Source organism: Pseudomonas sp. 910_21 (assembly GCF_052850735.1).
This window is the reverse complement of sequence record NZ_VXCY01000002.1, coordinates 76,639-101,076: the sequence shown is the minus strand read 5'-3', so window position 1 is coordinate 101,076 and position 24,438 is coordinate 76,639. Positions and strand designations below refer to the sequence as shown.

At 61.4% G+C, this 24,438-nt stretch carries 24 protein-coding genes and 1 tRNA gene; 18 read left to right on the top strand and 7 right to left on the bottom strand.

Annotated elements, in window-relative coordinates; translation table 11 throughout:
• Positions 1-109: 109 nt before the first annotated feature.
• From FW796_RS05480 to FW796_RS05435, 10 genes are read left to right on the top strand one after another with little or no spacing between them, the layout of a single operon-like run.
• On the top strand, positions 110-1,060 hold the full coding sequence (locus FW796_RS05480) for a YbgA family protein (protein ID WP_346633824.1): 951 nt from the start codon (positions 110-112) through the stop codon (positions 1,058-1,060).
• A gap of 3 nt (positions 1,061-1,063) precedes the next feature.
• A complete protein-coding gene (locus tag FW796_RS05475) occupies positions 1,064-1,996 on the top strand; it encodes a MerR family transcriptional regulator (RefSeq protein ID WP_346633823.1) in 933 nt (310 codons plus the stop codon).
• Between the two features lie 13 nt (positions 1,997-2,009).
• The gene (phrB, locus tag FW796_RS05470) at positions 2,010-3,455 is read left to right on the top strand and encodes a deoxyribodipyrimidine photo-lyase (protein WP_446439128.1); all 1,446 of its coding nucleotides are present in this window, start codon (positions 2,010-2,012) and stop codon (positions 3,453-3,455) included.
• On the top strand, positions 3,448-3,873 hold the full coding sequence (locus tag FW796_RS05465) for a nuclear transport factor 2 family protein (protein WP_446439127.1): 426 nt from the start codon (positions 3,448-3,450) through the stop codon (positions 3,871-3,873). Before phrB ends, FW796_RS05465 begins: the two co-directional genes overlap by 8 nt.
• Positions 3,870-4,640, top strand: a complete 771-nt coding sequence (locus tag FW796_RS05460; protein ID WP_346633820.1) for an SDR family NAD(P)-dependent oxidoreductase — start codon at positions 3,870-3,872, stop codon at positions 4,638-4,640. Before FW796_RS05465 ends, FW796_RS05460 begins: the two co-directional genes overlap by 4 nt.
• Entirely contained in the window at positions 4,637-5,884 is a 1,248-nt protein-coding gene (locus tag FW796_RS05455; RefSeq protein ID WP_446439126.1) for an NAD(P)/FAD-dependent oxidoreductase, read from the top strand. Before FW796_RS05460 ends, FW796_RS05455 begins: the two co-directional genes overlap by 4 nt.
• Positions 5,881-6,696 (top strand): DUF1365 domain-containing protein, encoded by an 816-nt coding sequence (locus tag FW796_RS05450; RefSeq protein WP_404937639.1) that lies wholly within the window; start codon positions 5,881-5,883, stop codon positions 6,694-6,696. The genes FW796_RS05455 and FW796_RS05450 overlap by 4 nt, the downstream gene beginning before the upstream one ends.
• The gene (locus FW796_RS05445; protein ID WP_446439125.1) at positions 6,683-7,954 is read left to right on the top strand and encodes a class I SAM-dependent methyltransferase; all 1,272 of its coding nucleotides are present in this window, start codon (positions 6,683-6,685) and stop codon (positions 7,952-7,954) included. The genes FW796_RS05450 and FW796_RS05445 overlap by 14 nt, the downstream gene beginning before the upstream one ends.
• On the top strand, positions 7,947-8,462 hold the full coding sequence (locus FW796_RS05440; protein ID WP_346633816.1) for a DUF2878 domain-containing protein: 516 nt from the start codon (positions 7,947-7,949) through the stop codon (positions 8,460-8,462). Before FW796_RS05445 ends, FW796_RS05440 begins: the two co-directional genes overlap by 8 nt.
• 54 nt (positions 8,463-8,516) lie before the next feature.
• Entirely contained in the window at positions 8,517-8,822 is a 306-nt protein-coding gene (locus FW796_RS05435; protein ID WP_273923104.1) for a YkgJ family cysteine cluster protein, read from the top strand.
• A 10-nt stretch (positions 8,823-8,832) separates the two neighbouring features.
• On the opposite strand, the gene murI is transcribed toward FW796_RS05435, so the two are convergent.
• The 5 genes from murI to hemA are packed head-to-tail and all read right to left on the bottom strand — an operon-like array spanning position 8,833 to position 13,553.
• Positions 8,833-9,624 carry a glutamate racemase gene (gene murI, locus FW796_RS05430; RefSeq protein ID WP_446439124.1) on the bottom strand — a complete coding sequence of 264 codons (792 nt, stop codon included), beginning with the start codon at positions 9,622-9,624 and terminating at the stop codon, positions 8,833-8,835.
• Entirely contained in the window at positions 9,617-10,372 is a 756-nt protein-coding gene (locus FW796_RS05425; RefSeq protein ID WP_446439123.1) for a molybdopterin-synthase adenylyltransferase MoeB, read from the bottom strand. The genes murI and FW796_RS05425 overlap by 8 nt, the downstream gene beginning before the upstream one ends.
• Entirely contained in the window at positions 10,366-11,196 is an 831-nt protein-coding gene (gene prmC, locus FW796_RS05420) for a peptide chain release factor N(5)-glutamine methyltransferase (protein ID WP_446439122.1), read from the bottom strand. Before prmC ends, FW796_RS05425 begins: the two co-directional genes overlap by 7 nt.
• Positions 11,197-12,279 carry a peptide chain release factor 1 gene (prfA, locus tag FW796_RS05415; RefSeq protein WP_446439121.1) on the bottom strand — a complete coding sequence of 361 codons (1,083 nt, stop codon included), beginning with the start codon at positions 12,277-12,279 and terminating at the stop codon, positions 11,197-11,199.
• A complete protein-coding gene (gene hemA / locus FW796_RS05410) occupies positions 12,279-13,553 on the bottom strand; it encodes a glutamyl-tRNA reductase (protein WP_011063407.1) in 1,275 nt (424 codons plus the stop codon). The genes prfA and hemA overlap by 1 nt, the downstream gene beginning before the upstream one ends.
• A 325-nt stretch (positions 13,554-13,878) precedes the next feature.
• On the opposite strand from hemA, the gene FW796_RS05405 reads away from it, so the two are divergent.
• From FW796_RS05405 to ychF, 8 genes are all read left to right on the top strand, one after another.
• Positions 13,879-15,603, top strand: coding sequence for a tetratricopeptide repeat protein (locus tag FW796_RS05405; RefSeq protein ID WP_346633811.1), 1,725 nt, complete (start codon positions 13,879-13,881; stop codon positions 15,601-15,603).
• Between the two features lie 4 nt (positions 15,604-15,607).
• Entirely contained in the window at positions 15,608-16,225 is a 618-nt protein-coding gene (lolB, locus tag FW796_RS05400) for a lipoprotein insertase outer membrane protein LolB (protein ID WP_123724825.1), read from the top strand.
• Position 16,226: 1 nt separating this feature from the next.
• Entirely contained in the window at positions 16,227-17,078 is an 852-nt protein-coding gene (ispE, locus tag FW796_RS05395) for a 4-(cytidine 5'-diphospho)-2-C-methyl-D-erythritol kinase (protein WP_346633809.1), read from the top strand.
• A gap of 36 nt (positions 17,079-17,114) precedes the next feature.
• Positions 17,115-17,189, top strand: a tRNA-Gln gene (locus FW796_RS05390).
• A gap of 48 nt (positions 17,190-17,237) precedes the next feature.
• Positions 17,238-18,179 (top strand): ribose-phosphate pyrophosphokinase, encoded by a 942-nt coding sequence (locus FW796_RS05385; RefSeq protein WP_003171603.1) that lies wholly within the window; start codon positions 17,238-17,240, stop codon positions 18,177-18,179.
• 139 nt (positions 18,180-18,318) lie between these two features.
• Positions 18,319-18,918 carry a 50S ribosomal protein L25/general stress protein Ctc gene (locus FW796_RS05380; protein ID WP_346633808.1) on the top strand — a complete coding sequence of 200 codons (600 nt, stop codon included), beginning with the start codon at positions 18,319-18,321 and terminating at the stop codon, positions 18,916-18,918.
• A gap of 168 nt (positions 18,919-19,086) precedes the next feature.
• Positions 19,087-19,671: an aminoacyl-tRNA hydrolase gene (gene pth / locus FW796_RS05375; RefSeq protein WP_060841030.1), complete on the top strand. Its 585-nt coding sequence runs from the start codon at positions 19,087-19,089 to the stop codon at positions 19,669-19,671.
• Positions 19,672-19,694: 23 nt separating this feature from the next.
• Positions 19,695-20,795 (top strand): redox-regulated ATPase YchF, encoded by a 1,101-nt coding sequence (ychF, locus tag FW796_RS05370; RefSeq protein ID WP_152686428.1) that lies wholly within the window; start codon positions 19,695-19,697, stop codon positions 20,793-20,795.
• Positions 20,796-20,853: 58 nt separating this feature from the next.
• Here ychF and FW796_RS05365 read toward each other — a convergent pair whose 3' ends face one another.
• Positions 20,854-22,908 (bottom strand): TonB-dependent receptor domain-containing protein, encoded by a 2,055-nt coding sequence (locus FW796_RS05365; RefSeq protein ID WP_446439120.1) that lies wholly within the window; start codon positions 22,906-22,908, stop codon positions 20,854-20,856.
• Positions 22,909-23,096: 188 nt separating this feature from the next.
• Positions 23,097-24,284: a 4-hydroxybenzoate 3-monooxygenase gene (gene pobA / locus FW796_RS05360; RefSeq protein WP_446439119.1), complete on the bottom strand. Its 1,188-nt coding sequence runs from the start codon at positions 24,282-24,284 to the stop codon at positions 23,097-23,099.
• Positions 24,285-24,438 lie beyond the last annotated feature (154 nt).

Here is a 24,438-nt window from a genome sequence, read left to right as displayed (position 1 = left end):
ATCGAGCAATACCTATACAAATAATTTGACTTGTACAACTTTAATTCTATGATGAAGACAAGTTGTACAACGTTGCTTTTTTGTACAGGTAAGCCCCGGAGGTTGCACCATGTCCACCAAGCCGAAAATTGCCATCAGCGCCTGCCTGATGGGCGTCGAGGTCCGCTACAACGGTGGACACAAGGAGTCTCGTCTGTGCAGCCGAGTACTCAGTGACTACTTCGATTTCGTGCCTCTGTGTCCAGAAGTTGCGATCGGCATGGGCACCCCCCGCGAACCTATTCGACTGGTCGGCGACCCCGAGCAACCTCGGGCCGTAGGCACCGTGGATGCCAGCCTGGATGTCACCCTGCCCCTGGCGGAATATGGCGAGCGCATGGCGGCCCAGGTAGGCGATATCTGTGGCTACATCTTCATGCAGAACTCACCATCCTGCGGGCTGGAGCGGGTCAAGGTGTACCAGGCCAACGGCATTCCCCATAGAAACGGCGGCCGGGGCGTCTATGCCCAGGCATTCTGCGCACAGCATCCCAATCTGCCGGTGGAAGAAGCCGGACGCCTGAACGACCCGGTACTGCGGGAAAACTTCCTGACCCGGGTCTACGTCTATCGCGACTGGCAGGCGCTGCTCAAGCAAGGCCTGACCCGCCGCGCCCTCACCGACTTCCACTCGCGCTGCAAATACCTGCTGATGGCTCACCATCCCGTACAGTACAAGACCCTGGGCAATCTGCTGGGCAGCATGGGCAAGGGCGATCCGACCCTGATCGGCCCGCGCTACTTCAGTGAACTGATGGCAGCATTGAGCAAATGCGCGACCCGTGGCACCCACAGCAATGTCCTGCAGCACCTGAGCGGCTATCTCAAGCAGTCCATCAGCGCCGAGGACAAGCAGGAAGTGCAACACGTAATCGGCCAATACCGCCACGGCATCGTGCCTCTAGTCGTGCCGCTGACCCTGCTCAAGCACCACTTTCGCCAACACCCCGACCCCTACATCGCGCAGCAGTTATATCTGCAGCCACATCCGGAAAATCTCAGCCTGCGCAACGCGATCTGAGCCATGAAACAACTCGCTCAAGAAGCCGACAACAGCGCCCAGTACCGACGCGCCCTGGAACAGGGATGGCTGCCGATTCGCGAAGTGGCGCGCCAGACCGGGGTCAACGCCGTCACCCTGCGCGCCTGGGAGCGCCGCTACGGATTGATCGTGCCCCTGCGTACGCCCAAGGGCCATCGCCTGTATTCCCAGGATCAGGTGCAAGAAATCCTGACCATTCTTACCTGGCTCAATCGCGGGGTCGCGGTCAGCCAGGTCAAGCACTTGCTGGACAGCGCCCCAAGCATCAGCACACCGGCCGAGAATGACTGGCAGCGCCTGCGCCAGACCCTGAGCCTGGCCATCAGCCAATTGGCGGAACGCAAGGTCGACGACACCTTCAATCAGGCCATGGCCCTGTACCCGCCCCGCACCCTGTGCGAGCACTTGCTGATGCCATTGCTGGCGGAGCTGGAACAGCACTGGCAGGGCCAGTTCGGCAGCCAGATGGAGCAGGTGTTCTTCTATTCCTGGCTACGCAGCAAGCTGGGGGCGCGGATCTACCACAACAACCGCCAACTGCAGGGCCCTCCACTGCTGCTGGTCAACCAGTCGGACCTGGCCCTGGAACCCCATCTGTGGCTGACCGCCTGGCTGGCCAGCAGCGCCGACTGCCCGGTGGAGGTCTTCGACTGGCCGTTGCCCGGCGCCGAACTGTCCCTGGCCATCGAACGCCTGCAAGCCCGCGGCCTGCTGCTGTATTCCAGCAAAGCGCTCAATCCCGCGCTGTTGCCCAGGCTGCTCAACGGCATTGCCTGCAAAAAAATCATTGCCGGCCCCGCGGTGTGCATCCACCCCGCCGACTGGTCCGTATGTATCACTGAAATCGCTGATCTGTACCTGGCCCAGGACCCGATCTCGGCCTGCCAGGCACTGCTTGAGCGAGGACTCTTCTGAACCGGGAATCAGCATGCAATTGATCTGGCTGCGCAGCGACCTGCGCCTACATGACAACACCGCCCTGAGCGCCGCCGCCCAGCGTGGCCCCACCGTGGCCGTGTACCTGCTCAGCCCGGAACAGTGGCAAGCCCATGATGATGCACCGTGCAAGGTCGACTTCTGGCTGCGCAACCTGCAAACCCTGAGCAGCGCCCTGGGCCGCTTGAACATACCCTTGCTGATCCGCAGCGCCAGCACCTGGGACCAGACACCCCAGGTGCTGCTGGAACTGTGCCGGCAACTGCAGGTACGCATGCTGCACTTCAACCAGGAGTACGGCATTCACGAGAGCCGCCGCGATGCCGCCGTGACCCGGGTCCTGGAAGAAGCCGACATCAGCGTCCAGAGCTACCTCGATCAATTACTGTTCCAACCCGGCACCGTGCTGACCAAGAGCGGCGGCTACTTCCAGGTCTTCAGCCAGTTCCGCAAAGTCTGCTACAGCCGCCTGCACAGCGCACTCCCGCCCTTGGTGAGCGGCCCCAGGGCGCAACTGCCACTCTCGATCAATGCCGACCCGTTGCCGCGCCGGATCGAAGGTTTCCCGCAGCCCAGCCAGGCTCTGCGTGACCTCTGGCCCGCAGGTGAAGATGAAGCCCTGGGCCGTCTGGAACAGTTCACCGACGAGCAGATCAACTACTACCAGAGCGAACGCGACTTCCCGGCCAAGCCCGGCACCAGTCAACTCTCGCCCTACCTCGCCGCCGGGGTGATCTCGCCCCGACAGTGCCTGCACGCCGCCTTGCGCTGTAACCAGGGAGAGTTCGAAAGCGGTAATCCCGGTGCCGTCACCTGGATCAACGAACTGCTGTGGCGCGAGTTCTACAAACACATCCTGGTGGGCTACCCGAGGGTTTCCCGGCACCGCGCCTTCCGTCCGGAAACCGAAGCCGTGGCCTGGCGCGACGCACCCGAGGAACTCGCTGCCTGGCAGGAAGGCCGCACCGGCCTGCCGATCATCGATGCCGCCATGCGCCAACTGCTGGAAACAGGCTGGATGCACAATCGCCTGCGGATGGTGGTGGCCATGTTCCTGACCAAGAACCTGTTGATCGACTGGCGTGAAGGCGAGCGTTTCTTCATGCGCCACCTGATCGACGGAGACCTGGCGGCGAACAATGGCGGTTGGCAGTGGAGCTCCTCCACCGGCACCGACGCCGCGCCCTACTTCCGCATCTTCAACCCGGTCAGCCAGTCGGAACGCTTCGACGCGGAAGGACGCTTCATCAAGCACTGGTTGCCACAACTGGCGGGGTTGAACAAAAAAGATATCCACAACCCTGGCGCCATGGGCGGGCTGTTCGCTGTCGCCGATTACCCGGCGCCCATGGTCAACCTGTCGATGTCCCGGGATCGAGCTCTGGCGGCGTTCAAAGCCCTGCCTTCGCGCCTGGATGCGGGAGACGCCCATGAATGACTTCCTCGACCGCTTTGCCCGGGATTTCTCCAGCCTCGACAAGCACAGCTTGCAACGCCTGGACCAGCTCTACAGCGAGGACATCCAGTTCACCGACCCGCTGCACGAGATCAATGGCCTGCCGCGCTTGCGGCACTACTTTGCCGAGCTGTACGCCAACGTCAGCGAACTGCGCTTCGACTTCCATGGCGCGGCCCCCTGCGGCGAGGACCAAGGCTATCTGCGCTGGACCATGAGCTACTGCCACCCGCGCCTCAAGGGCGGCCAGATGATCCGGGTCCCCGGCTGCTCGCACCTGCACTGGCGCGACGGCAAGGTCTACCGCCACCGGGACTATTTCGACGCCGGTGCCTTGCTCTATGAACACCTGCCCGTGCTCGGTGCGGTGATCGCCTGGCTGAAAAGGAGGCTCGGATGAACCCTGCAATGCCCCGGCGGATCTGGCTCACCGGTGCCAGTAGCGGCATCGGTGCGGCGCTGGCCGAAGAACTGCTCAAGACCGGCGCCCAAGTGGCCATCAGTGCTCGCTCGCGCGAGCCCCTGGAAGCGCTGGCCCTGCGTTATCCGGGCCGGGTGCTGGTGGTGCCCGGCGATCTCACCGACGCCCTGCAGGTGCGCGAGATCGGCAAGCGCATCGCCCAGGCCTGGGGTGCCCTGGACACGGCGATCCTCAATGCCGGGACCTGTGAATACATCGATGTGCAGCAATTCGACGCGGCGTTGATCGAGCGTGTGCTGAACAGCAACCTGCTGTCCGCCAGTTATTGCATCGAGGCTGCGCTGCCGCTGCTGCGCGCCGGCAATCGCCCCCATCTGGTGGGCGTGGCCAGTTCCGTGACCTATCTGCCGCTGCCACGGGCCGGCGCCTATGGTGCTTCAAAGGCCGCCTTGCGCTACCTGCTGCAATCCTTGCGCATTGACCTAGCCGCCGAGGGCATCGACGTCACCGTGGTCAGCCCCGGGTTCGTCGATACCCCGCTGACCGCGCGCAACGACTTTGCCATGCCCATGAGTTGGTCCGCCGAGAGGGCCGCCCGACACATCCACAAGCATCTGTCACGCCGGGATCTGGAGATCGCTTTCCCCGCCCCGTTCATCTTCGGCCTCAAGCTGCTGTCCTGGCTGCCCGGCCGCCTGCAACTGGCCATCGCCAAACGCCTGGCCCGCACGGGGAATGCATCGTGAAAATCGCCATTATCGGTAGCGGCATCGCCGGCCTGACCTGCGCCTACGTCCTGAACCGTCGCCATGACATTCGGGTCTATGAGGCCGGCAGCTGGATCGGCGGCCACACCCATACCCTGGATGTCAGCCTGAACGGCGAAACCCAGGCCGTGGACACCGGTTTCATCGTCTTCAACGACTGGACCTACCCCAACTTCATCCGCCTGCTGGGGCAGATCGGGGTCAAGTTCAAACCCACCGAAATGAGTTTCTCGGTGTGCGATCCGGCCTCGGGCCTGGAGTACAACGGCAACAACCTCAACAGCCTCTTCGCCCAGCGCCGCAACCTGCTGTCGCCCGGGTTCTGGGGCATGCTGCGGGACATTCTGCGCTTCAACAAAGCGGCCCTGCGCGACTTGCAGCAGCAACGCATCAGCGCTGACACCACCCTCGGCGACTACCTCCGGGACCAGAGCTACGGCGAGCGTTTCATCCAGCATTACATCGTGCCCATGGGCTCGGCGATCTGGTCGATGTCGCGGGTGCAGATGCTGGGTTTTCCCCTGCAGTTCTTTGTGCGTTTTTTCAAGAACCACGGCCTGCTGTCGGTGAGCAATCGTCCGCAGTGGTGCGTGATCGAAGGCGGCTCAAGCCGCTACATCGAGCCGCTGACCGCCTCGTTCCGCCAGCACATCCGCCTCGACTGCCCGGTGCAGCGAGTCGAGCGTGACGAACTGGGCGTGGTGATCCACAGCGCTGCGGGCAGCGAGCGTTTCGACAAGGTGGTGTTCGCCTGTCACAGCGACCAGGCCCTGCAGCTGCTGGCCAGCCCCAGCCGGGCCGAACGGGAGATTCTCCAGGCCCTGCCCTACGCCGACAACGAAGTGGTGCTGCACACCGATACCCGGCTGTTGCCTCGGCGGCGCCTGGCCTGGGCCAGCTGGAACTACCGCCTCGACGCCAGCGGCGAGAAAGCTGCCGCCGTGACCTACGACATGAACATTCTGCAAGGTCTGAAGAGTGACACCACCTTCTGCGTCAGCCTCAACCAGACCGCCGCCATCGATCCGACGCAGATCCTCGCCCGCTTCACTTACGCCCACCCGCAATACAGCCTCGGCGCGGTAGCGGCCCAGGGGCGCTGGGGTGAACTGCAAGGCGCCCAGCACAGCTTCTACTGCGGCGCCTACTGGGCCAACGGTTTCCACGAGGACGGTGTGGTCAGCGCGCTGCGCGTGGCCCAGGCCTTTGGTGAACAACTGTGAACAGCGCCCTGTACAGCGGCTGGATCAGCCATCGGCGCTTTGCCCCCAAGGGCCATGCCTTCCGCTACCGGATCGGCCTGCTGTACCTGGATCTGGAAGAGCAGGACAGGGTGCTGGGGCTTTCGCCCCTGGCAGGCCAGAGTCGCTTCGCGCCGTTCGCCTTCCGCGAAAGCGACTACCTCAAGGGCTTCACCGGCCAGGGCATGCGCCTGATCGACGCCGTACGCCAGCAAGTGGCTGAGGCGATCGGTCATGTGCCCGGGGGCTCAGTGCGCCTGCTGACCCAGGTTCGCAGCTGGGGCCTGGCGTTCAACCCGGTGAGTTTCTTCTACTGCTTCGAGGCCGACGGGCAACTGGCGGCGATTCTCTGCGAGGTCACCAACACCCCCTGGCGCGAGCGCTACCACTATGTACTGCCGGCCCGCCCAGGCAGCGCCACCGCTCCCGAGCACCAGCACTTCGCCGTGACCAAGGCCTTTCACGTGTCGCCGTTTCTACCGCGGGACCTTGAGTACCGCATGAGCTTCAGCCCCCCGGCCGAACGGCTCGGGGTGCACATGGCCGACTGGCAGGGCGAGCTCAAGGTGTTCGACGCCACTCTCAGCCTGCAACGCCAGCCCCTGGACCGCCGCAGCCTGCACCAGTATCTGCTGCGCTTTCCGTGGATGACCGCCAAGACCTGCCTGGCGATCTACTGGCAGGCCCTGCGCCTGGCCGCTAAGGGCATCAAGTTCTTTCCCCACGAGGCTGCCGACGGCGCCTATCGCACAGCCGCTGTACAACCCAAGGATCGCCGCCATGAAATCCTCTAGCGTATCGGCCAGAAACACCCTGTTCAGCACCCACAGCCTCACTGCCAGTCTGTTGCGCCGTGGCGTACTGCGACAACTGGGGCAACTCAAGCACGGGCAACTGCTGATCGTCGAAGACGGCGAGCGCCTGGTCTTCGGCAGCAACAGCGCGCCCCTGATCGGGGAAATCCACATTCATGACAGCAGCGTCTGGGGGCTGGTGGCCAGCAGCGGTTCGATCGGCGCCGGCGAGGCCTTTATCCATGGCTACTGGAGCACTCCGGATCTGACGGCGGTGATCCGCGTATTCGTCAGCAACCTTGAGGTACTGGACGCCATGGAAGGCGGCCTGGCGCGACTCGGTCGGCCCCTGGTGCGTGGTCTGCACTGGCTCAATCGCAACACCCGCAAAGGCTCGCAGAAAAACATCGCCGCCCACTACGACCTCGGCAATGAGCTGTTCGAGCAGTTTCTCGATCCCACCATGATGTATTCCGCCGCACAGTTTCGCAGCGACGACGACAGCCTGGAGCAGGCCCAGTTGAACAAGCTGGAACGCATCTGCCAGAAGCTCGCCTTGCAGCCCGAGGATCACCTGCTGGAGATCGGCACCGGCTGGGGCAGCATGGCGCTGTATGCAGCCCAGCATTACGGCTGCCGCGTGACCACCACCACCCTGTCCAAGGAGCAGTTCGCCTTTACCCGGCAACGCATCGACGCCGCCGGCCTGCAGGATCGCGTCACCCTGCTACTGGAGGACTATCGCGACCTCACCGGGCAATACGACAAGCTGGTGTCCATCGAAATGATCGAAGCCGTGGGCCATCGTTTCCTGCCCACCTACTTCAAGCAGTGTGCGCAGTTGCTGAAAAGCAACGGCCTGATGCTGCTGCAGGCCATCACCATCCGCGACCAGCGCTACGAACAGGCGAAGAACGGCGTGGACTTCATCCAACGCTACATCTTCCCCGGCGGCGCCCTGCCCAGCGTGCAGAAAATGCTTGAAGTGGTCGGTCGCGACACCGACATGAATCTGTTGCACATGGAGGACTTCGGCCTGCACTACGCCCGTACCCTGCGCCTGTGGCACGAGAACTTCCGGCGCGCCCACGGTCGCCTGAGCGAGCTGGGCTATGACCCGTACTTTCTGCGGCTGTGGGAGTTCTACCTGTGCTACTGCGAAGGCGGCTTCATGGAACGCAGCATCGGCACCGCGCAGATGCTCCTGGCCAAGCCCTCGGCAGTGCCGCAACCCTTGCTGGGCCGTTTCGATGCGTAAGCAACTGGCCAACGCCCTGCTGTTCCAGCTGGGCTGGTTCATCTGCGTGCTGTCTGGCGACAGCCCCTGGCTGCTGCTGGGGGTAGCCATCCTGCTGGCGCATTTACGCTGGATCGGCAGTTGGGCCGGGGAAGGTCGAATGATTGTCGGCATCGCCCTGATCGGCATCACCCTGGACAGCTTCCTGCACTGGCTGGGAGTGCTCCAGTTCAAGGAAGTGAGCCTGCTGATTCCCCTCTGGCTGATGCTGCTCTGGATGTTGCTGGGCACCACTCTGCGCCATTGCCTGGCATGGACGGCACGTCCCTGGTGGCTGGCCTGCATCCTCGGGGCGCTGTGCGGACCGCTGTCCTACTACGCCGGGGGCCGCTTGGCCGGAGTGACCTTTGCCTACGGCCTATGGCCAACCCTGCTGGGGCTGAGCCTGCTCTGGGCAGTGCTCCTGCCGCTGTTCCACGTGCTTGCACGTCCCACTGTCGAAGCGCCTCAACCGGCCATTCAGGACTGAGCGTCCGTCAGGGCTTTCACACAGCCCTGGCCCACTGCCTTACACTGCGCGCCTATGACTAACATCCCCGTTACCCCCATACCCGAACCGGCCATCAGTTGCTCGACCTGCGCTGCTTGCTGCTGCCAGCTGGAAGTCATGCTGATCACCGACACCGGGGTGCCCGAACGCTTTATCGATACCGATGATTGGGGCGGCGAAGTCATGCGCCGCCTGGACGACGGCTGGTGCGCAGCACTGGATCGCGACAGCATGCGCTGCACCATCTATGAGTTGCGGCCGCTGATCTGCCGCGAGTTCGAACTGGGAGAGGCAGACTGCCTGAGCGAGCGCCGGGGAATCGCCACGGCGTATCGCTGAACCGGCTTTTTCACAAGTCGAAACGCTGAACGCTACCCGGATTGTTCCATAGCAGAGGAAGCACCTGAGCAAAGTGCTGGACATCGCCACTGGTCCAAAAGCGCGCCTCACGGGCGACTCCCCGGGCACGCAGGTCGCTCTCGTCCAACAGGCGCTGCAACTGCCGGGCAACCGCAGCACCGGTGTCGATCAGGCTGATGTGGGCAGGCAGCATCTGCACCAGCACCGGCTTGAGAAACGGGTAATGGGTGCAGCCCAGAATGATGGTGTCGCAACCGGCGGCCAGCAGCGGTTCGACATAGCCCTGCAACAGTTGGCACAGGGCGCTACTGTTGAGGTCGCCGTTTTCGATCATTTCCACCAGGCCGGGGCAAGGCTGGGTGACCACCTTCACATCAGCGGCAAAACGATCGAGCAAGGCGGCGAACTTGGCGCTCTGCAAGGTGCCGGTGGTCGCCAGCACCCCCACCACACCGCTGCGGGTCGCAGCCGCTGCGGGCTTGACCGCAGGTTCCATGCCGACGATGGGCCAGTCCGGAAAGTCCCGGCGCAGCTCGGCCACTGCGGCCACGGTCGCAGTGTTACAGGCCAGTACCAGCGCCTTGGCGCCCTGCTCGCGGAAGTAACTCGCCATCAGTGCGCAGCGCTGGCGAATGAACTCCGGGGTCTTCTCGCCATAGGGGATATACCCGCAATCGCCAAAGTACAGCAACGATTCGTTGGGGAGTAGTTGCTGTATTTCCGCCAGTACCGACAGGCCGCCAACACCGGAATCGAACACCGCAATGGGCGCTTCACTCATGATGAACTCCGCAGACACTGCAACCGGGATCACGCTTGACTCGCAGTTCACGAAAGCGCGTGCCCAAGGCATCGATCAATAACAGTCGGCCCACCAGTGGCTCACCAAATCCGGCCAGCAGTTTCAGGGCTTCCAGCGCTTGCAGACTGCCCACGGTGCCCACCAGCGGGCCAAGCACCCCGGCTTCACTGCAGGTCAGCTCGGCTTCGCTGCCATGCCCGTACAAGCAGTGGTAGCAAGGGCTTTCCGGGCGCCGCGGGTCGAACACCGACAACTGCCCTTCCAGGCGAATCGCCGCGCCACTGACCAAGGGCTTGGCGGCCGCCACGCAAGCGGCGTTCACCGCCTCGCGGGTGGTGAAGTTGTCAGAGCAATCAAGCACCAGGTCCACCGCGGCCACGGTAGCGGCCAGGCTGTCGACGTCCAGCGCGTGACGATGAGGCACCAGGCGGATTTCCGGGTTGAGGGCAGACAGCCGGCTGATGGCCGAGTCCACCTTGCTGACCCCGACACTGGCACTGTCGTGAATGATCTGCCGTTGCAGGTTGGTCACATCCACCGTGTCGAAGTCTGCCAAGTGCAGCTCACCGACACCGGCGGCCGCCAGGTACAAGGCCGCCGGGGCCCCCAGGCCACCCAGGCCGACTATCAGTACCCGGCTTTGCTTGAGGCGCAATTGACCGTCGATATCGACGTGTTGCAACAGAATCTGCCGGCTATAACGCAACAGTTCCTGATCGGTCAGCATGGCAGGCAACCGAGAGTGATGCGCTCATGCCCACCCAGGTCAACGCGGCTGTGGACCTCGATAAAACCCTGGGCCGTCAACAATTCGCGCACCGCTGCAGCCTGGTCGTAACCGTGCTCCAGCATCAGCCAGCCGCCGGCTTCCAGATGTTGCGGAGCCTGGGTGACGATCAGGCGCAGGTCATCCAGGCCGTCCTGGCCCGCCACCAGGGCGCTTTCGGGCTCGAAACGCACATCGCCGGCCACCAGATGGGGATCGGCCTCGGCAATATAAGGAGGGTTGCTGACGATCAACTGGAAGCGCTGGGACTCGACCGCGCTGAACCAGTGGCTGCTGAGCACGGTGACGTTGTTCAGTTGCAGGCGCTGGCGGTTGCGCTCGGCCAGGGCCACGGCTTCCATCACCCGGTCCACGGCCGTTACCTCCCAGGCTGGACGTTCGCTGGCCAGGGCCAGGGCGATGGCGCCGCTGCCGGTCCCCAGGTCGAGGACCTTGGCCGGGCTCGCCGGCAGCAGCTCCAACGCCGCCTCCACCAGCAGTTCAGTGTCGGGACGCGGGATCAGGGTGTGCGGTGCCACTTCCAGATCCAGTTTCCAGAAGCCCTGCTGGCCGAGGATGTAGGCCACCGGTTCGCCGGAACGGCGTCGTTGCAGGTATTCAGTGAACAGCAACACGGCCTCGCTGGGCACGATGCGCTCTGGCCAGGTATGGAGAAAACTCCGCGGCTTGCCCAGGGCTGCCGCCAGGAGCAGTTCGGCATCCAGGCGCGGCGTCGGCGAATCGGGCAATTGGGCTGCGCGCAGCAGGCTGGCGATGATGGTCATTTACTCACCCAATGCCGCAAGTTGATCGGCCTGATATTCGGCCAGCAGCGGTTCGATCACCGCCTCCACGCCCCCGGCAAGGATTTCGTCCAGGGAATACAGGGTCAGGTTGACCCGATGATCAGTGACCCGGCCCTGGGGGAAGTTGTAGGTACGAATGCGCTCGGAGCGATCCCCCGAGCCCACCAGCAACTTGCGCTCGCTGGCAATGGCGTTGGCCGCAGCGCTGGTCTGCTGGTCGTTGAGCTTGGCCGAGAGCCAGGACATGGCCCGGGCCCGGTTCTTGTGCTGGGAACGCTCTTCCTGGCACTCCACCACGATCCCCGAAGGAATGTGGGTGATGCGGATCGCCGAGTCGGTCTTGTTCACGTGCTGACCGCCGGCACCCGAGGAGCGATAGGTATCGATGCGCAGGTCCGCCGGATTGATCTCGATGGTTTCCTGCTCATCCGGCTCCGGTAGCACCGCCACGGTGCAGGCCGAGGTGTGGATGCGGCCCTGTGATTCGGTGGCCGGTACCCGCTGCACACGGTGCGCGCCGGATTCGAACTTCAGCTTGCCGTAGACGTTCTCGCCTTCGACCCGGGCAATGACTTCCTTGTAGCCGCCGTGCTCACCCTCGTTTTCCGAGAGGATCTCCAGCCGCCAGCCACGCCGCTCGGCGTAACGGGAATACATGCGGAACAGGTCGCCGGAGAAAATCGCCGCCTCATCGCCGCCGGTACCGGCGCGGATTTCCAGGAACACGTTGCGACCGTCGTTGGGGTCCTTGGGCAACAGCATGCGTTGCAGGGCGCTTTCCAGCTCGGCCAGTTGCTCCTTGGCCTCACGCACTTCCTCGGCAGCCATTTCTCGCAGGTCCGGGTCGTTGTCCTTGAGCAGCGCCTGGGCACCTTCAAGGTCGGACTGGAGTTTGAGTACCTGTTTATAGGAGGCGACGATCGGTTCGACTTCTGCGTATTCCTTGGAGTAGGCGCGGAACTTGGCCTGATCGGAAATGACCTCAGCATCGCCGAGTAAGGCGGTCAGTTCCTCGAAACGGTCCTGGAGAATGTCCAGCTTACTGAGCAGTGACGCTTTCATTACGGGGTTTTATCCGATGAGCCCTCACCGAGGGCAAAGAGTTCTTGGGCCATGGCCAGCGCATCGAGGCGGCCTTCGGCGGAGAGCTTTTTCAACTGCACGCTCGGCGCGTGCAACAATTTGTTGGTCAGGCCGCGGGCCAGTTGGGCCAGCACGTCCTCGGCGCCGCTGCCATTGGCCAGCATGCGCAGGGCTTTCTGCAATTCTTCGTCGCGCAGGCGCTCGCTCTGTTGACGATAGGCCTTGAGTACGTCCACCGCCGCCAATTCACGCAGGCGCACCATGAAATCCTCGGCGCCGATGTTCACCAGCTCCTCGGCGGCCTGGGCCGCGCCCTGACGGCTCTTGAGGTTTTCCGCGACCACTTCGTGCAGGTCATCGACGGTGTAGAGGTAAACGTCGTCCAACTCGCCGACTTCTGGCTCGATATCCCGGGGAACGGCGATATCCACCATGAAAATCGGCTTGTGCTTGCGCAGCTTCAGAGCGCTTTCCACCGCGCCCTTGCCGAGGATCGGCAACTGGCTGGCAGTGGAACTGATGACGATATCGCTGTGCACCAGCTCCTGGGGGATGTCCGACAACAGCACCGCGTGGGCGCCGAACTGCTCCGCCAGGAGACTGGCCCGCTCCAGGGTGCGGTTGGCAACGACGATGCGCTTGACCCCAAGGTCGTGCAGGTGCCGGGCCACCAGGGTAATGGTCTCGCCCGCGCCGATCAGCAACGCCTGGCTGCGCTGCAGATCACTGAAAATCTGTTTCGCCAGGCTCACCGCAGCAAAGGCCACGGACACCGGGTTCTCGCCAATGGCGGTATCGGTGCGTACTTGCTTGGCGGCACTGAAGGTAGCCTGGAACAGCCGCCCCAGCAGTGGGCCGACAGTCCCGGCCTCCCGGGCCACAGCGTAGGCGGACTTCATCTGCCCGAGAATCTGCGGCTCGCCCAACACCAGCGAATCCAGCCCCGAAGCCACCCGCATCATGTGACGAACTGCCGCATCATCTTCATGCACATAGGCGCTGGCACGAAGCTCGTCTAGGCTCAGGTGGTGATATTCCGCCAGCCAGCGCAGCACCACATCCGCAGAAAGATGATCCTGTTCTATATAGAGCTCACTGCGATTGCAGGTGGAGAGGATCGCAGCTTCGCGGCTGTCGGTGAGTCGGCAGAGCTGCTGCAAGGCCTCAACCAACTGCTCAGGGGTAAAGGCCACGCGCTCGCGGACGTCTACAGAAGCAGTCTTGTGGTTAATACCGAGTGCAAGGAAGGCCATTCAAGGTCGCTGATGATGTCGAGAAGCCGACAATTGTCCTACTTCGACAGACGCAGAACAACTACCGCCGACTATTGTCCTAGTTTTGTGCCAAAACTCGCCGAGCGAAGATCAGGCAAGGCGAAAACAGGCGAGGAAGCGGAGTTTAGGGGCCTAAATGAGCATTCCGAGCCTGTTTTCAACGCAGCATGATCGAAGCGCAGGCAGTTTTCGCGCAGAAACTAATAGACTGCCTCTGTTCTGGCATCCCGTTGAGTCTCGGTTATGTTTGGCCGAAGGCTTGTGTCATGATGATCCGACCGCAGGTTAGTCGCCCTCTTCCTATATGAATAGATCTTCCGCGTTGCTCCTCGCCTTTGTCTTCCTCAGCGGTTGCCAGTCACTGGCCCCCGTTTCATCGGACGCTACGTCGCCGGTGGAAGACAGCACCCCCGCCCCTGAAAAGCCCAAGGTCTATTCATCGTTCAGCGAAGACACCATCTTCAGTCTGCTGAGCGCTGAACTGGCGGGCCAGCGCAATCGTTTCGACATTGCCCTGGACAACTACGTGACCCAGGCCATCAACACCCAGGACCCGGGCATCTCCGAGCGTGCCTTTCGCATTGCCGAGTACCTGGGAGCCGACCAGGCAGCCCTGGACACTTCGCTGATCTGGGCAAAGAACGCTCCCGACGATCTGGAAGCGCAACGGGCTGCCGCCATCCAATTGGCACGAGCCGGACGCTACGACGACTCCATGCTGTATATGGAGAAGGTTCTGCAGGGCAAGGGCGACACCCACTTCGACTTTCTTGCGCTGTCGGCTGCCGATACCGACCAGGACACACGCAACGGTCTGATGAAAAGCTTCGATCGTCTGTTGCAGAAGCACCCGCACAACAGTCAACTGATCTTCGGCAAGGCCCTGTTGATGCAGCAGGATGGCGACGCCAAGGATGCCCTGACCCTGCTGGAGCAGAATCCCCCGGAAGACGGCGAGGTGGCGCCGCTGCTGTTGCGCGCCCGCTTGCTGCAGAGCCTGAACCGCGGTAAGGAAGCCTTGCCGCTGCTGGAAAAAAGCATCCGCAAGTACCCGGACGACAAGCGTCTGCGCCTGACCTACGCCCGCATGCTGGTGGAGCAGGACCGCATGGAGGACGCCAAGACCCAGTTCTCCAGCCTGGTCCAGCAATATCCGGAAGACGATGAACTGCGCTATTCCCTGGCACTGGTCTGCCTGGAAGCCAAGGCCTGGGAAGAGGCCAAGGGTTACCTGGAAGACCTGATCGCCCGGGAAAGCCACGAAGACTCCGCACACCTGAACCTGGGACGAATCGCCGAAGAGCTCAATGACCCGCAAGGAGCGCTGATCGAATACGCTCAGGTCGGACCGGGTAACGATTACCTACCGGCGCAACTGCGACAGGCCGATATCCTGATGAACAACGGCCGCACCGACGAGGCGCAAAAGCGCCTGGTGGCGGCTCGCGACGCCCAACCCGACTACGCCATCCAGCTATACCTGATCGAAGTCGAGACACTGTCGGCGAACAATCAGGGCGATCGCGCCTGGAAAGTTATTCAGCAGGCGCTGCAACAGTATCCCGATGACGTGAACCTGCTCTATACCCGTGCCATGCAAGCGGAAAAACGCAATGACCTGGCACAGCTGGAAAAAGACCTGCGCCTGATCATCCAGCGTGAGCCGGATAACGCCATGGCCTTGAATGCCCTGGGCTACACCTTGTCGGACCGCACGACCCGCTACACCGAAGCCAAGGCACTGATCGAGCAAGCCCACCAACTGACCCCGGAAGACCCGGCGGTACTGGACAGCCTGGGCTGGGTAAACTTCCGTCTGGGTAACCTCGACGAAGCCGAGCGCCTGCTGCGCCAGGCCCTGGAGCGCTTCCCGGATCAGGAAGTGGCCGCACATTTGGGCGAGGTCCTGTGGAACAACGGCAAGCAGCGCGAGGCCAAACAGATCTGGAGCAAGTTCATCAAGGACCAGCCAGACAGCCCCGTATTGCGCGACACCATCAAACGCCTGACCGGATCAGAGACTCTTTAAGACTATGTTTTTGCGCCACGTTATTGTTTTCAGCTTTATCGCCCTACTTGCCGGCTGCGCCGGCTTTGGCGCCCGTGAGTCCGTCCAGGGCCAGGGCAACCCTGCCCAATGGCGCCAGCACAAGGATCAGTTGACCGGCCTCGACGGCTGGCAGATCAACGGCAAAATCGGCATTCGGGCCCCCAAGGATTCCGGCAGCGGCACGCTGTTCTGGCTACAACGCCAGGACTATTACGACATTCGTCTGTCCGGTCCGCTGGGCCGTGGCGCTGCACGCCTGACCGGCCGTCCCGGCCAGGTCAGCCTGGAAGTGGCCAATCAGGGTCGTTACGAAGCGGCCAGTCCGGAAACCCTGCTTGAAGAACAAATGGGCTGGAAACTACCCGTCTCCCACCTCGCCTGGTGGGTTCGCGGCCTGCCCGCCCCCGACAGCAAAAGCCGCCTGACCCTGGATGGCGACAGCCACCTGGCGAGCCTGGAGCAGGATGGCTGGCAAGTGGAATACAGCAGTTACTCCGAGCAGAACGGCTACTGGCTGCCCGAGCGGATCAAACTGCATGGCAGCGACCTTGACGTCACCCTGGTGATCAAGGAATGGCTGCCTCGCAAGCTGGGGCAATGACATGTCCGTGGAAAAACTGACACTGCCCTCCCCGGCCAAGCTCAATCTGATGCTGCACATTCTGGGTCGCCGTGAAGACGGTTATCACGAGCTGCAGACCCTGTTCCAGTTTCTCGACTACGGCGATGAAATCACTTTCGCCCTGCGCGATGACGGCGTGATTCGCCTGCACACCGCGTTCGAGGGCGTGCCCCACGACAGCAATCTGATCGTCAAGGCCGCGAAAAAACTCCAGGAACAGTCCGGCTGCACCCAGGGCATCGACATCTGGATCGACAAAATCCTGCCTATGGGCGGCGGCATCGGCGGCGGCAGTTCCAATGCCGCTACTACCCTGCTGGGCCTCAACCATCTGTGGCAACTGGGCTGGGACGAAGACCGCTTGGCAGCACTCGGACTGACCCTGGGCGCTGATGTCCCGGTTTTCGTGCGTGGGCATGCAGCCTTTGCCGAAGGAGTCGGGGAAAAACTCACCCCTGAATACCCCGAAGAACCCTGGTATCTGGTACTGGTCCCGCAAGTGTCTGTTAGTACAGCAGAAATTTTTTCCGATCCGCTGTTGACACGTGACACTCCGCCCATTAAAGTGCGCCCCGTTCCCAAGGGAAACAGCAGAAATGACTGCCTTCCGGTAGTTGCAAGGCGTTATCCAGAAGTTCGTAACGCATTGAATTTGCTAGGTAAATTTACCGAAGCAAAACTGACTGGAACTGGAAGTTGTGTGTTTGGGGGCTTCCCAAGCAAAGCTGAAGCTGATAAAGTCTCGGCCCTTCTTACAGAGACCCTTACAGGGTTTGTAGCGAAAGGAAGCAACGTTTCGATGTTGCATCGCAAGCTACAGAGTCTGCTCTAAAGGAACCGAGTGCCAGGCACTCGAAGCAACAGATACAGGGGCGTCGCCAAGCGGTAAGGCAGCAGGTTTTGATCCTGCCATGCGTTGGTTCGAATCCAGCCGCCCCTGCCATTTTCCTTATACTCATCCAGGTATACCCTCAGCCTTCAGGTACTGCGCGTGTCCAAGATGATGGTCTTTACGGGGAACGCTAACCCCGATCTGGCTCGGCGTGTCGTACGTCAGCTGCATATCCCTCTCGGTGACATCTCTGTTGGAAAATTTTCCGACGGCGAAATTACTGCCGAGATCAATGAAAATGTCCGCGGTAAAGACGTCTTCATTATTCAGCCGACTTGCGCTCCGACCAACGATAACCTGATGGAACTCGTGGTGATGGCCGACGCCTTCCGCCGTTCCTCAGCAACTCGTATCACTGCTGTTATTCCTTATTTTGGTTATGCCCGTCAGGATCGCCGTCCGCGTTCCGCACGTGTGGCTATCAGCGCGAAAGTCGTGGCTGACATGCTCACCGTAGTCGGCATCGACCGTGTCCTCACGGTTGATCTGCATGCTGACCAGATTCAGGGTTTCTTCGATATTCCGGTAGATAACATCTACGGCTCCCCCGTTCTGGTGGATGACATCGAAGACCAGCGTTTCGAAAACCTGATGATCGTGTCCCCGGACATTGGCGGCGTCGTGCGTGCACGTGCCGTGGCCAAGTCCCTGGGCGTGGATCTCGGGATCATCGACAAGCGTCGTGAGAAAGCCAATCACTCCGAAGTGATGCATATCATCGGCGACGTCGAAGGACGCACCTGCATTCTGGTCGATGACATGGTCGATACCGCCGGCACCCTGTGCCACGCGGCCAAGGCCCTGAAAGAGCATGGCGCAGCCAAGGTCTTTGCCTACTGCACACACCCTGTGCTGTCGGGTCGGGCCATCGAGAACATTGAAAATTCCGTGCTGGACGAGCTGGTGGTGACCAACACCATCCCGCTGTCCGCTGCAGCACAAGCCTGTGCGCGTATCCGCCAACTGGATATCGCACCGGTAGTTGCCGAGGCGGTCCGCCGCATCAGCAATGAAGAATCGATCAGCGCGATGTTCCGCTAAGGGCTAGTCCCTGGCAAAACATCCCGATGACGAAAAGCGCCCCGTCCCAACCTGTGTTGGGACGGGGCTTTTTTGCCCATATCGCCTTTAGCGCTGGTCGCAAACGCTGGGGCGAGTGTGGTTATTTTGGAGATACAACATGAACGATTTTACTCTGAATGCTGAAGTGCGTTCCGACCTGGGGAAAGGTGCGAGCCGCCGCCTGCGTCGTCTCGCAAGCCTGGTTCCAGCTGTAGTTTACGGTGGCGACAAAGCCCCTGAATCCATCAGCATGCTGGCCAAAGAAGTGGCCAAGCTGCTGGAAAACGAAGCTGCCTACAGCCACATCATCGAACTGAACGTTGGTGGCACCAAGCAGAACGTCGTGATCAAGGCCCTGCAACGTCACCCGGCCAAAGGCCACGTGATGCACGCTGACTTCGTTCGCGTAGTTGCTGGTCAGAAACTGACCGCCATGGTTCCAGTGCACCTGATCAACGAAGCAGCACCGATCAAGAAAGGCGGCGAGATCTTCCGCGCAGCCACCGAGATCGAAGTTTCCTGCCTGCCGAAAGACCTGCCTGAGTTCATCGAAGTCGACATGGCTGAGACCGACATCGGCACCGTGATCCACCTGTCCAACCTCACCGCTCCTAAAGGCGTTGAGTTTGTTGCTCTGGCACACGGCAACGACCTGGCAGTAGCCAACGTCTACGCACCACGTGTTGCTTCTGAGAAAGAAGAAGGCGCTGCAGAGTAATTCACTCTGACGCCGGAGTTGAGCGGAACACATCGCGGACTGGAACGTAGCGAGAAAGCGGGCGAGAACGCGAAGTTTGCCGCAAGGCAACCAAGCTCTTGTCGTCCCCTTTCGCCGTAGCACCGGTTGCGGCGATGTTATCCACCACTCCAAAGAAGGGCCCCTATCGTGACTGCCATCAAACTGATCGTTGGCCTGGGTAATCCAGGCGCCGAATACGAACAGACCCGGCATAACGCAGGGGCCCTTTTTGTTGAGCGCATCGCTGAAAAACAAGGTGTCAACCTTGTTGCCGATCGCAAATATTTCGGCCTGACCGGGCGCTTCAGTCACCAGGGTCAGGACATTCGTCTGTTGATTCCCACCACCTACATGAACCGCAGCGGCCAGGCCGTGGCGGCGCTTGCCGGCTTCTTCCGCATCAAGCCGGAAGAGATCCTGGTGGCCCACGACGAACTCGACTTGCCACCCGGCGTCGCCAAGCTCAAGACCGGCGGCGGGCATGGCGGGCACAACGGACTGCGGGACATCATCGCGCAGCTCGGTAATCAGAATACCTTTCACCGCCTGCGGCTCGGCATCGGCCACCCGGGTGTTGCCAGTATGGTTTCAAACTTTGTCCTGGGTCGTGCGCCACGCGCCGAACAGGAAAAACTCGATGCCAGCATCGATTTTGCCCTCGGCGTGCTGCCGGATATCTTCGCCGGTGAATGGAACCGTGCGATGAAAAACCTGCACAGCCAGAAGGCCTGACTCTACTCCTAGGGGAATACACCATGGGATTCAATTGCGGCATCGTCGGCCTGCCTAACGTCGGCAAGTCCACCCTGTTCAACGCCCTGACCAAATCCGGGATCGCGGCCGAGAACTTCCCCTTCTGCACCATCGAGCCCAACAGCGGCATCGTGCCGATGCCCGACCCGCGCCTGGACGCCCTGGCCGCCATCGTCGTGCCTGAGCGCGTGCTGCCGACCACCATGGAGTTCGTCGATATCGCCGGCCTGGTAGCCGGTGCCTCGAAAGGTGAAGGCCTGGGTAACAAGTTCCTGGCCAACATCCGCGAAACCGATGCCATCGCCCACGTGGTCCGCTGCTTCGAAGACGACAACGTGATCCACGTGTCCAACAGCGTCGATCCCAAGCGCGACATCGAGATCATCGACCTGGAACTGATCTTTGCCGACCTCGACAGCTGCGAGAAGCAACTGCAGAAAGTCGCCCGCAACGCCAAGGGCGGTGACAAGGATGCCGTGGCCCAGAAAGCCCTGCTGGAGCAGTTGATCGCCCACTTCACCGAAGGCAAGCCGGCCCGCAGCCTGATGAAGGACATGAGCGCCGACGAGAAGCTGATCATCCGTGGCTTCCACCTGCTGACCACCAAGCCGGTGATGTACATCGCCAACGTTGCCGAAGACGGCTTCGAGAACAACCCCCTTCTAGACGTGGTCAAGGCCATTGCCGAGGAAGAAGGCGCGATCGTGGTGCCGGTGTGCAACAAGATCGAGGCGGAAATCGCCGAGCTCGATGACGGCGAAGAAAAGGACATGTTCCTTGAAGCCCTGGGCCTGGAAGAGCCTGGCCTGAATCGGGTGATCCGTGCCGGCTACGAAATGCTCAACCTGCAGACCTACTTCACCGCAGGTGTGAAGGAAGTTCGCGCCTGGACCGTGCGTGTCGGCGCCACCGCGCCACAAGCGGCCGCCGTGATCCACACCGACTTCGAAAAAGGCTTCATCCGCGCCGAAGTCATCGCCTACAACGACTTCATCCAGTTCAAGGGTGAAGCCGGTGCCAAGGAAGCCGGTAAATGGCGCCTGGAAGGCAAGGAATACATCGTCAAGGACGGCGACGTGATGCACTTCCGCTTCAACGTGTGATCCCCTTCAGCCCCATTGCCTGGCAATGGGGCTGATTCCCCCGCTACATCCAGCGGCCTCAGAAGTAAGTGGTCGCCCCCGCGAAAAACGCCCGTCCGGGCACATAGAAGTTGGTCGATCCGTCCCGCAGGTCCTTGTCCATCAAGTTCTGTACCCCGCCATTCAGGGTCAGCCACTTGGTCACCGCCAGATTCGCCGTCAGGTCGTAAGTGGTGTAGGACTGCACGAAATCAGTGCCTATGCCCCGTTGCTTGCCGACGTGCTGCGCCGACAGTTCGGTACTCAAACGGTCGTTGACCTGCCAGTCCAACGCACTAAACGCCGACAGCTTGGGCGAGCTGATCAAGTCTTCGCCGGTAGACAGGTTCTTGCTTTCCAGCATGTAGGTGGCGTTGGTACGCCACGTCACGGAGTCACCCAGCGGAACCCGGGTGGTGCCTTCCCAACCACGGGTGCGGGCCTTGTCGACGTTTTCCAGCATGGTCCACCAGCGGCCCTGGTACTGGCCCAACGGACCGTATTCGATCTTGTCGGTGAAGTCGGTGTGGAAGTAGGTCAGGCCGGCTTCCCAGCCGTCATGATCGAACGACACCCCCATTTCCTTGTTGGTGCTGGTTTCCGGCATCAGGTTCGGATTGCCGGCCATCCAGCAACTTCCGGTGACATAGCCCAACGGACGCAAGGAACCACAACCACGGCCACCGGATTCAGTCGCCGCTCCCGCACTGCCTTCCTTCAGGCTCGGCGCACGAAAGCCCTTGGAAACACCGCCACGCACGGTCCAGTCCGGGTGCGGGTGATAAACCACATAAGCCCGCGGACTGTTGTGGTTGCCGTACTTGTCACTGTGGTCGAAACGGTTGCCCAGGGTCAGGGACAGGTTGTCCAGCAGAAACAACTCATCTTCGATAAAGGCCGCCGAGTAATCACCCTTCAAGGTCGAGCCATTGACGGGCGTGCCCTGGTAATCCACCGGTACGGTGCCAAGGGTATTGGTGTTGGTCAGCTCCTCGCGCTTCCATTGCCCACCCAGCGTCAGGCGCTGATCCACCAGCAGCTCGAAAGGCAGATTGAGACTGCCCTCGACAATCTTCTCCTCGGAGTTGGCTTTGCCCATATCCAGGTCGTTGCGGTACTTGTTCAGGTAGGCATCGAGCTTCGTGGTACCAAAGCTCCAGTCACCAGTGTGGGACAGGATGTAGCTGTCGCGAGTCAGTCGGCTGGGGCCAAAGGCGCCACCAATGGTCTCGTCCCAATAACCAAAGGTCTTCTTTGATGCCCAGGAACGTTCCACGCCATGCACCGCCTCGAAGGACAAGCTCTGTTCCTCGTTGATCTGCCAGTCCAGCAGTGCATTGAAGCTCTGGTCCTTGGAACCGCCCGCGCCGTCGTCGTACATGAAATCGCCTTGGGCATCGCGCCGCGCCTCGACCTCATCCGCAGCCCGACGCGTGACGTTGGCCCCCAGGCGCAACCCCAGGGATTCGGTCAATGGGCCCGACGCATTCACGCTGTACTGAGTGGTCTGGCCGCGATCGGAGTCCTTGGGCACGGTGATGTTGGTGCTGGCCGAACCGGTCCAGGTCCGCGAGACCTTGCGGGTGATGATGTTGATCACCCCGCCCATGGCGTCCGAGCCATAGAGTGACGACATCGGCCCACGCACGATCTCGATGCGCTCGATCATGTTCGGCGAGATCCAGTTCAGATCCTGGCGCGCCAGATCCCGGCGATAACTCAGGTCACTGGAGCTGCCGACACGTTTGCCGTCCACCAGGATCAACGTGTATTTGTCGTCCAGGCCCCGCAACTTGATCTTCGACTGCTCGCCCACCGGGCCGAAACCACCGGTCACTCCCGGCACACGGCGCAACAGCGTATTGAGGTCATAGACTGGCTGGCGTTCGATTTCCTCACGGGTGATGACGCTGACACTGGCCGGAGCATCCTTGAGATCCGTGGCGCCGCCGGTGGCGGTGACGAAGGCGGTGTCCAGTTCCAACGGCGCCGGTTTGACCTCTTCTGAGGCCTCGCCGGCCTGCGCCAGCGGAGCCAGCAGGCCGACACCGGCGCTGAGCAGAAGCGAATTGAACAGGCAGGAGCTGACTTTCATTACAAACGATCCTTGTCGATGCAATGCACCTTGGTGGTGCATCAAGGGAGAGGGGATCGAAGTGTAATGCTAATAAATATCATTTAGAAATAGGAATGTTTCTCGACCGATACATTTCGGCCCCTGCCTGGCTGCAAACACTGCCCTGAAACCACCCCCTATGCGCAGGCGGTTCCAAGGCCGATGGTTCAGCAGATTTCTTCGTAAGGCAGGCCCACATAGTTCTCGGCAATGTTCACCAGACCCGCGTGGGAATTGAGGAAATACTCCCGATCGGCCTGCTGCATCTTGTGGTCCCAGGCGTCCTGATGCTCGCCGAAATCGTGCAGCAGGTTAGTCATGAACCAGCTGAAACGCTCGCCCTTCCAGACCCGTCGCAAGGCCAGTTCGGAGTATTTTTCCAGCAGGTCGCGGCGCCCTTCGCGATAGACCTTGACCAGGATGCGGTACAGGTAGCACACGTCGGACGCCGCCAGGTTCAAGCCCTTGGCTCCGGTCGGCGGAACGATATGGGCCGCGTCTCCCACCAGGAACAGCTTGCCGTACTGCATCGGTTCAACCACAGAGCTGCGCAACGGCGCGATGCTTTTCTCCAGGGACGGTCCGGTGATCAGATCGTCCGCCACCTGCGCCGGCAAGCGGGCCTTGAGCTCATTCCAGAAGCGCTCATCGGACCAGTCTTCGACCTTGTCGGTCAGTGGCACTTGCAGGTAATAGCGGCTGCGGGTCAGCGAGCGCTGGCTGCACAGCACAAAGCCACGCTCATGCTGGCCATAGATCAGCTCATGGTTGACCGGCGGCGTATCGGACAACAGTCCAAGCCAGCCGAAGGGGTACTCGCGCTCGTAGTGAGTCAGCACATCCTCGGGAATACTCTTGCGCGCCACGCCATGAAAACCGTCGCAGCCGGCGATGTAGTCGCAATCGATGCGATGCAGCTGGCCGTCCTTTTCATAGGTGATGTAGGGCTGTGCGCCCTTCATGTCATGGGGCTGCACCTGATTTGCCGAGTAGATGATCGGTGCTCCGCTGGCGGCGCGCGCCTCCATCAGATCGCGAGTGACTTCGGTCTGGCCATAGACCATCACCGTCTTGCCGCCGGTCAGGGCCTTGAGGTCGATGCGCACACGCTTGCCGCCCATCAACAACTCCACCCCTTCGTGAACCAGGCCTTCGGCGTCCATGCGCTGCGCCACTCCAGCCTCGCGCAGCATGTCTACCGTGCCTTGCTCCAGCACGCCGGCGCGAATTCGGCCCAGGACGTAGTCCGGGGTCTGGCGCTCGACAATCACCGTATCGATGCCGGCCTTGTGCAGCAGTTGGCCCAGCAGAAGGCCGGAAGGTCCGGCGCCAATAATCGCAACCTGAGTTTTCATGCTGTCATCTCATTAGGGCATTCCAGTCACCGCGCAGGCGAAATCCGGAATTTATGGTTATTGTTGTACCCCTGCATTTTTGCCGACAAAAACCGTAAAAAAAGGTGATTTACCGGCGTAAAAATGCACTTTTGATAACAGCGTTCGATTATCG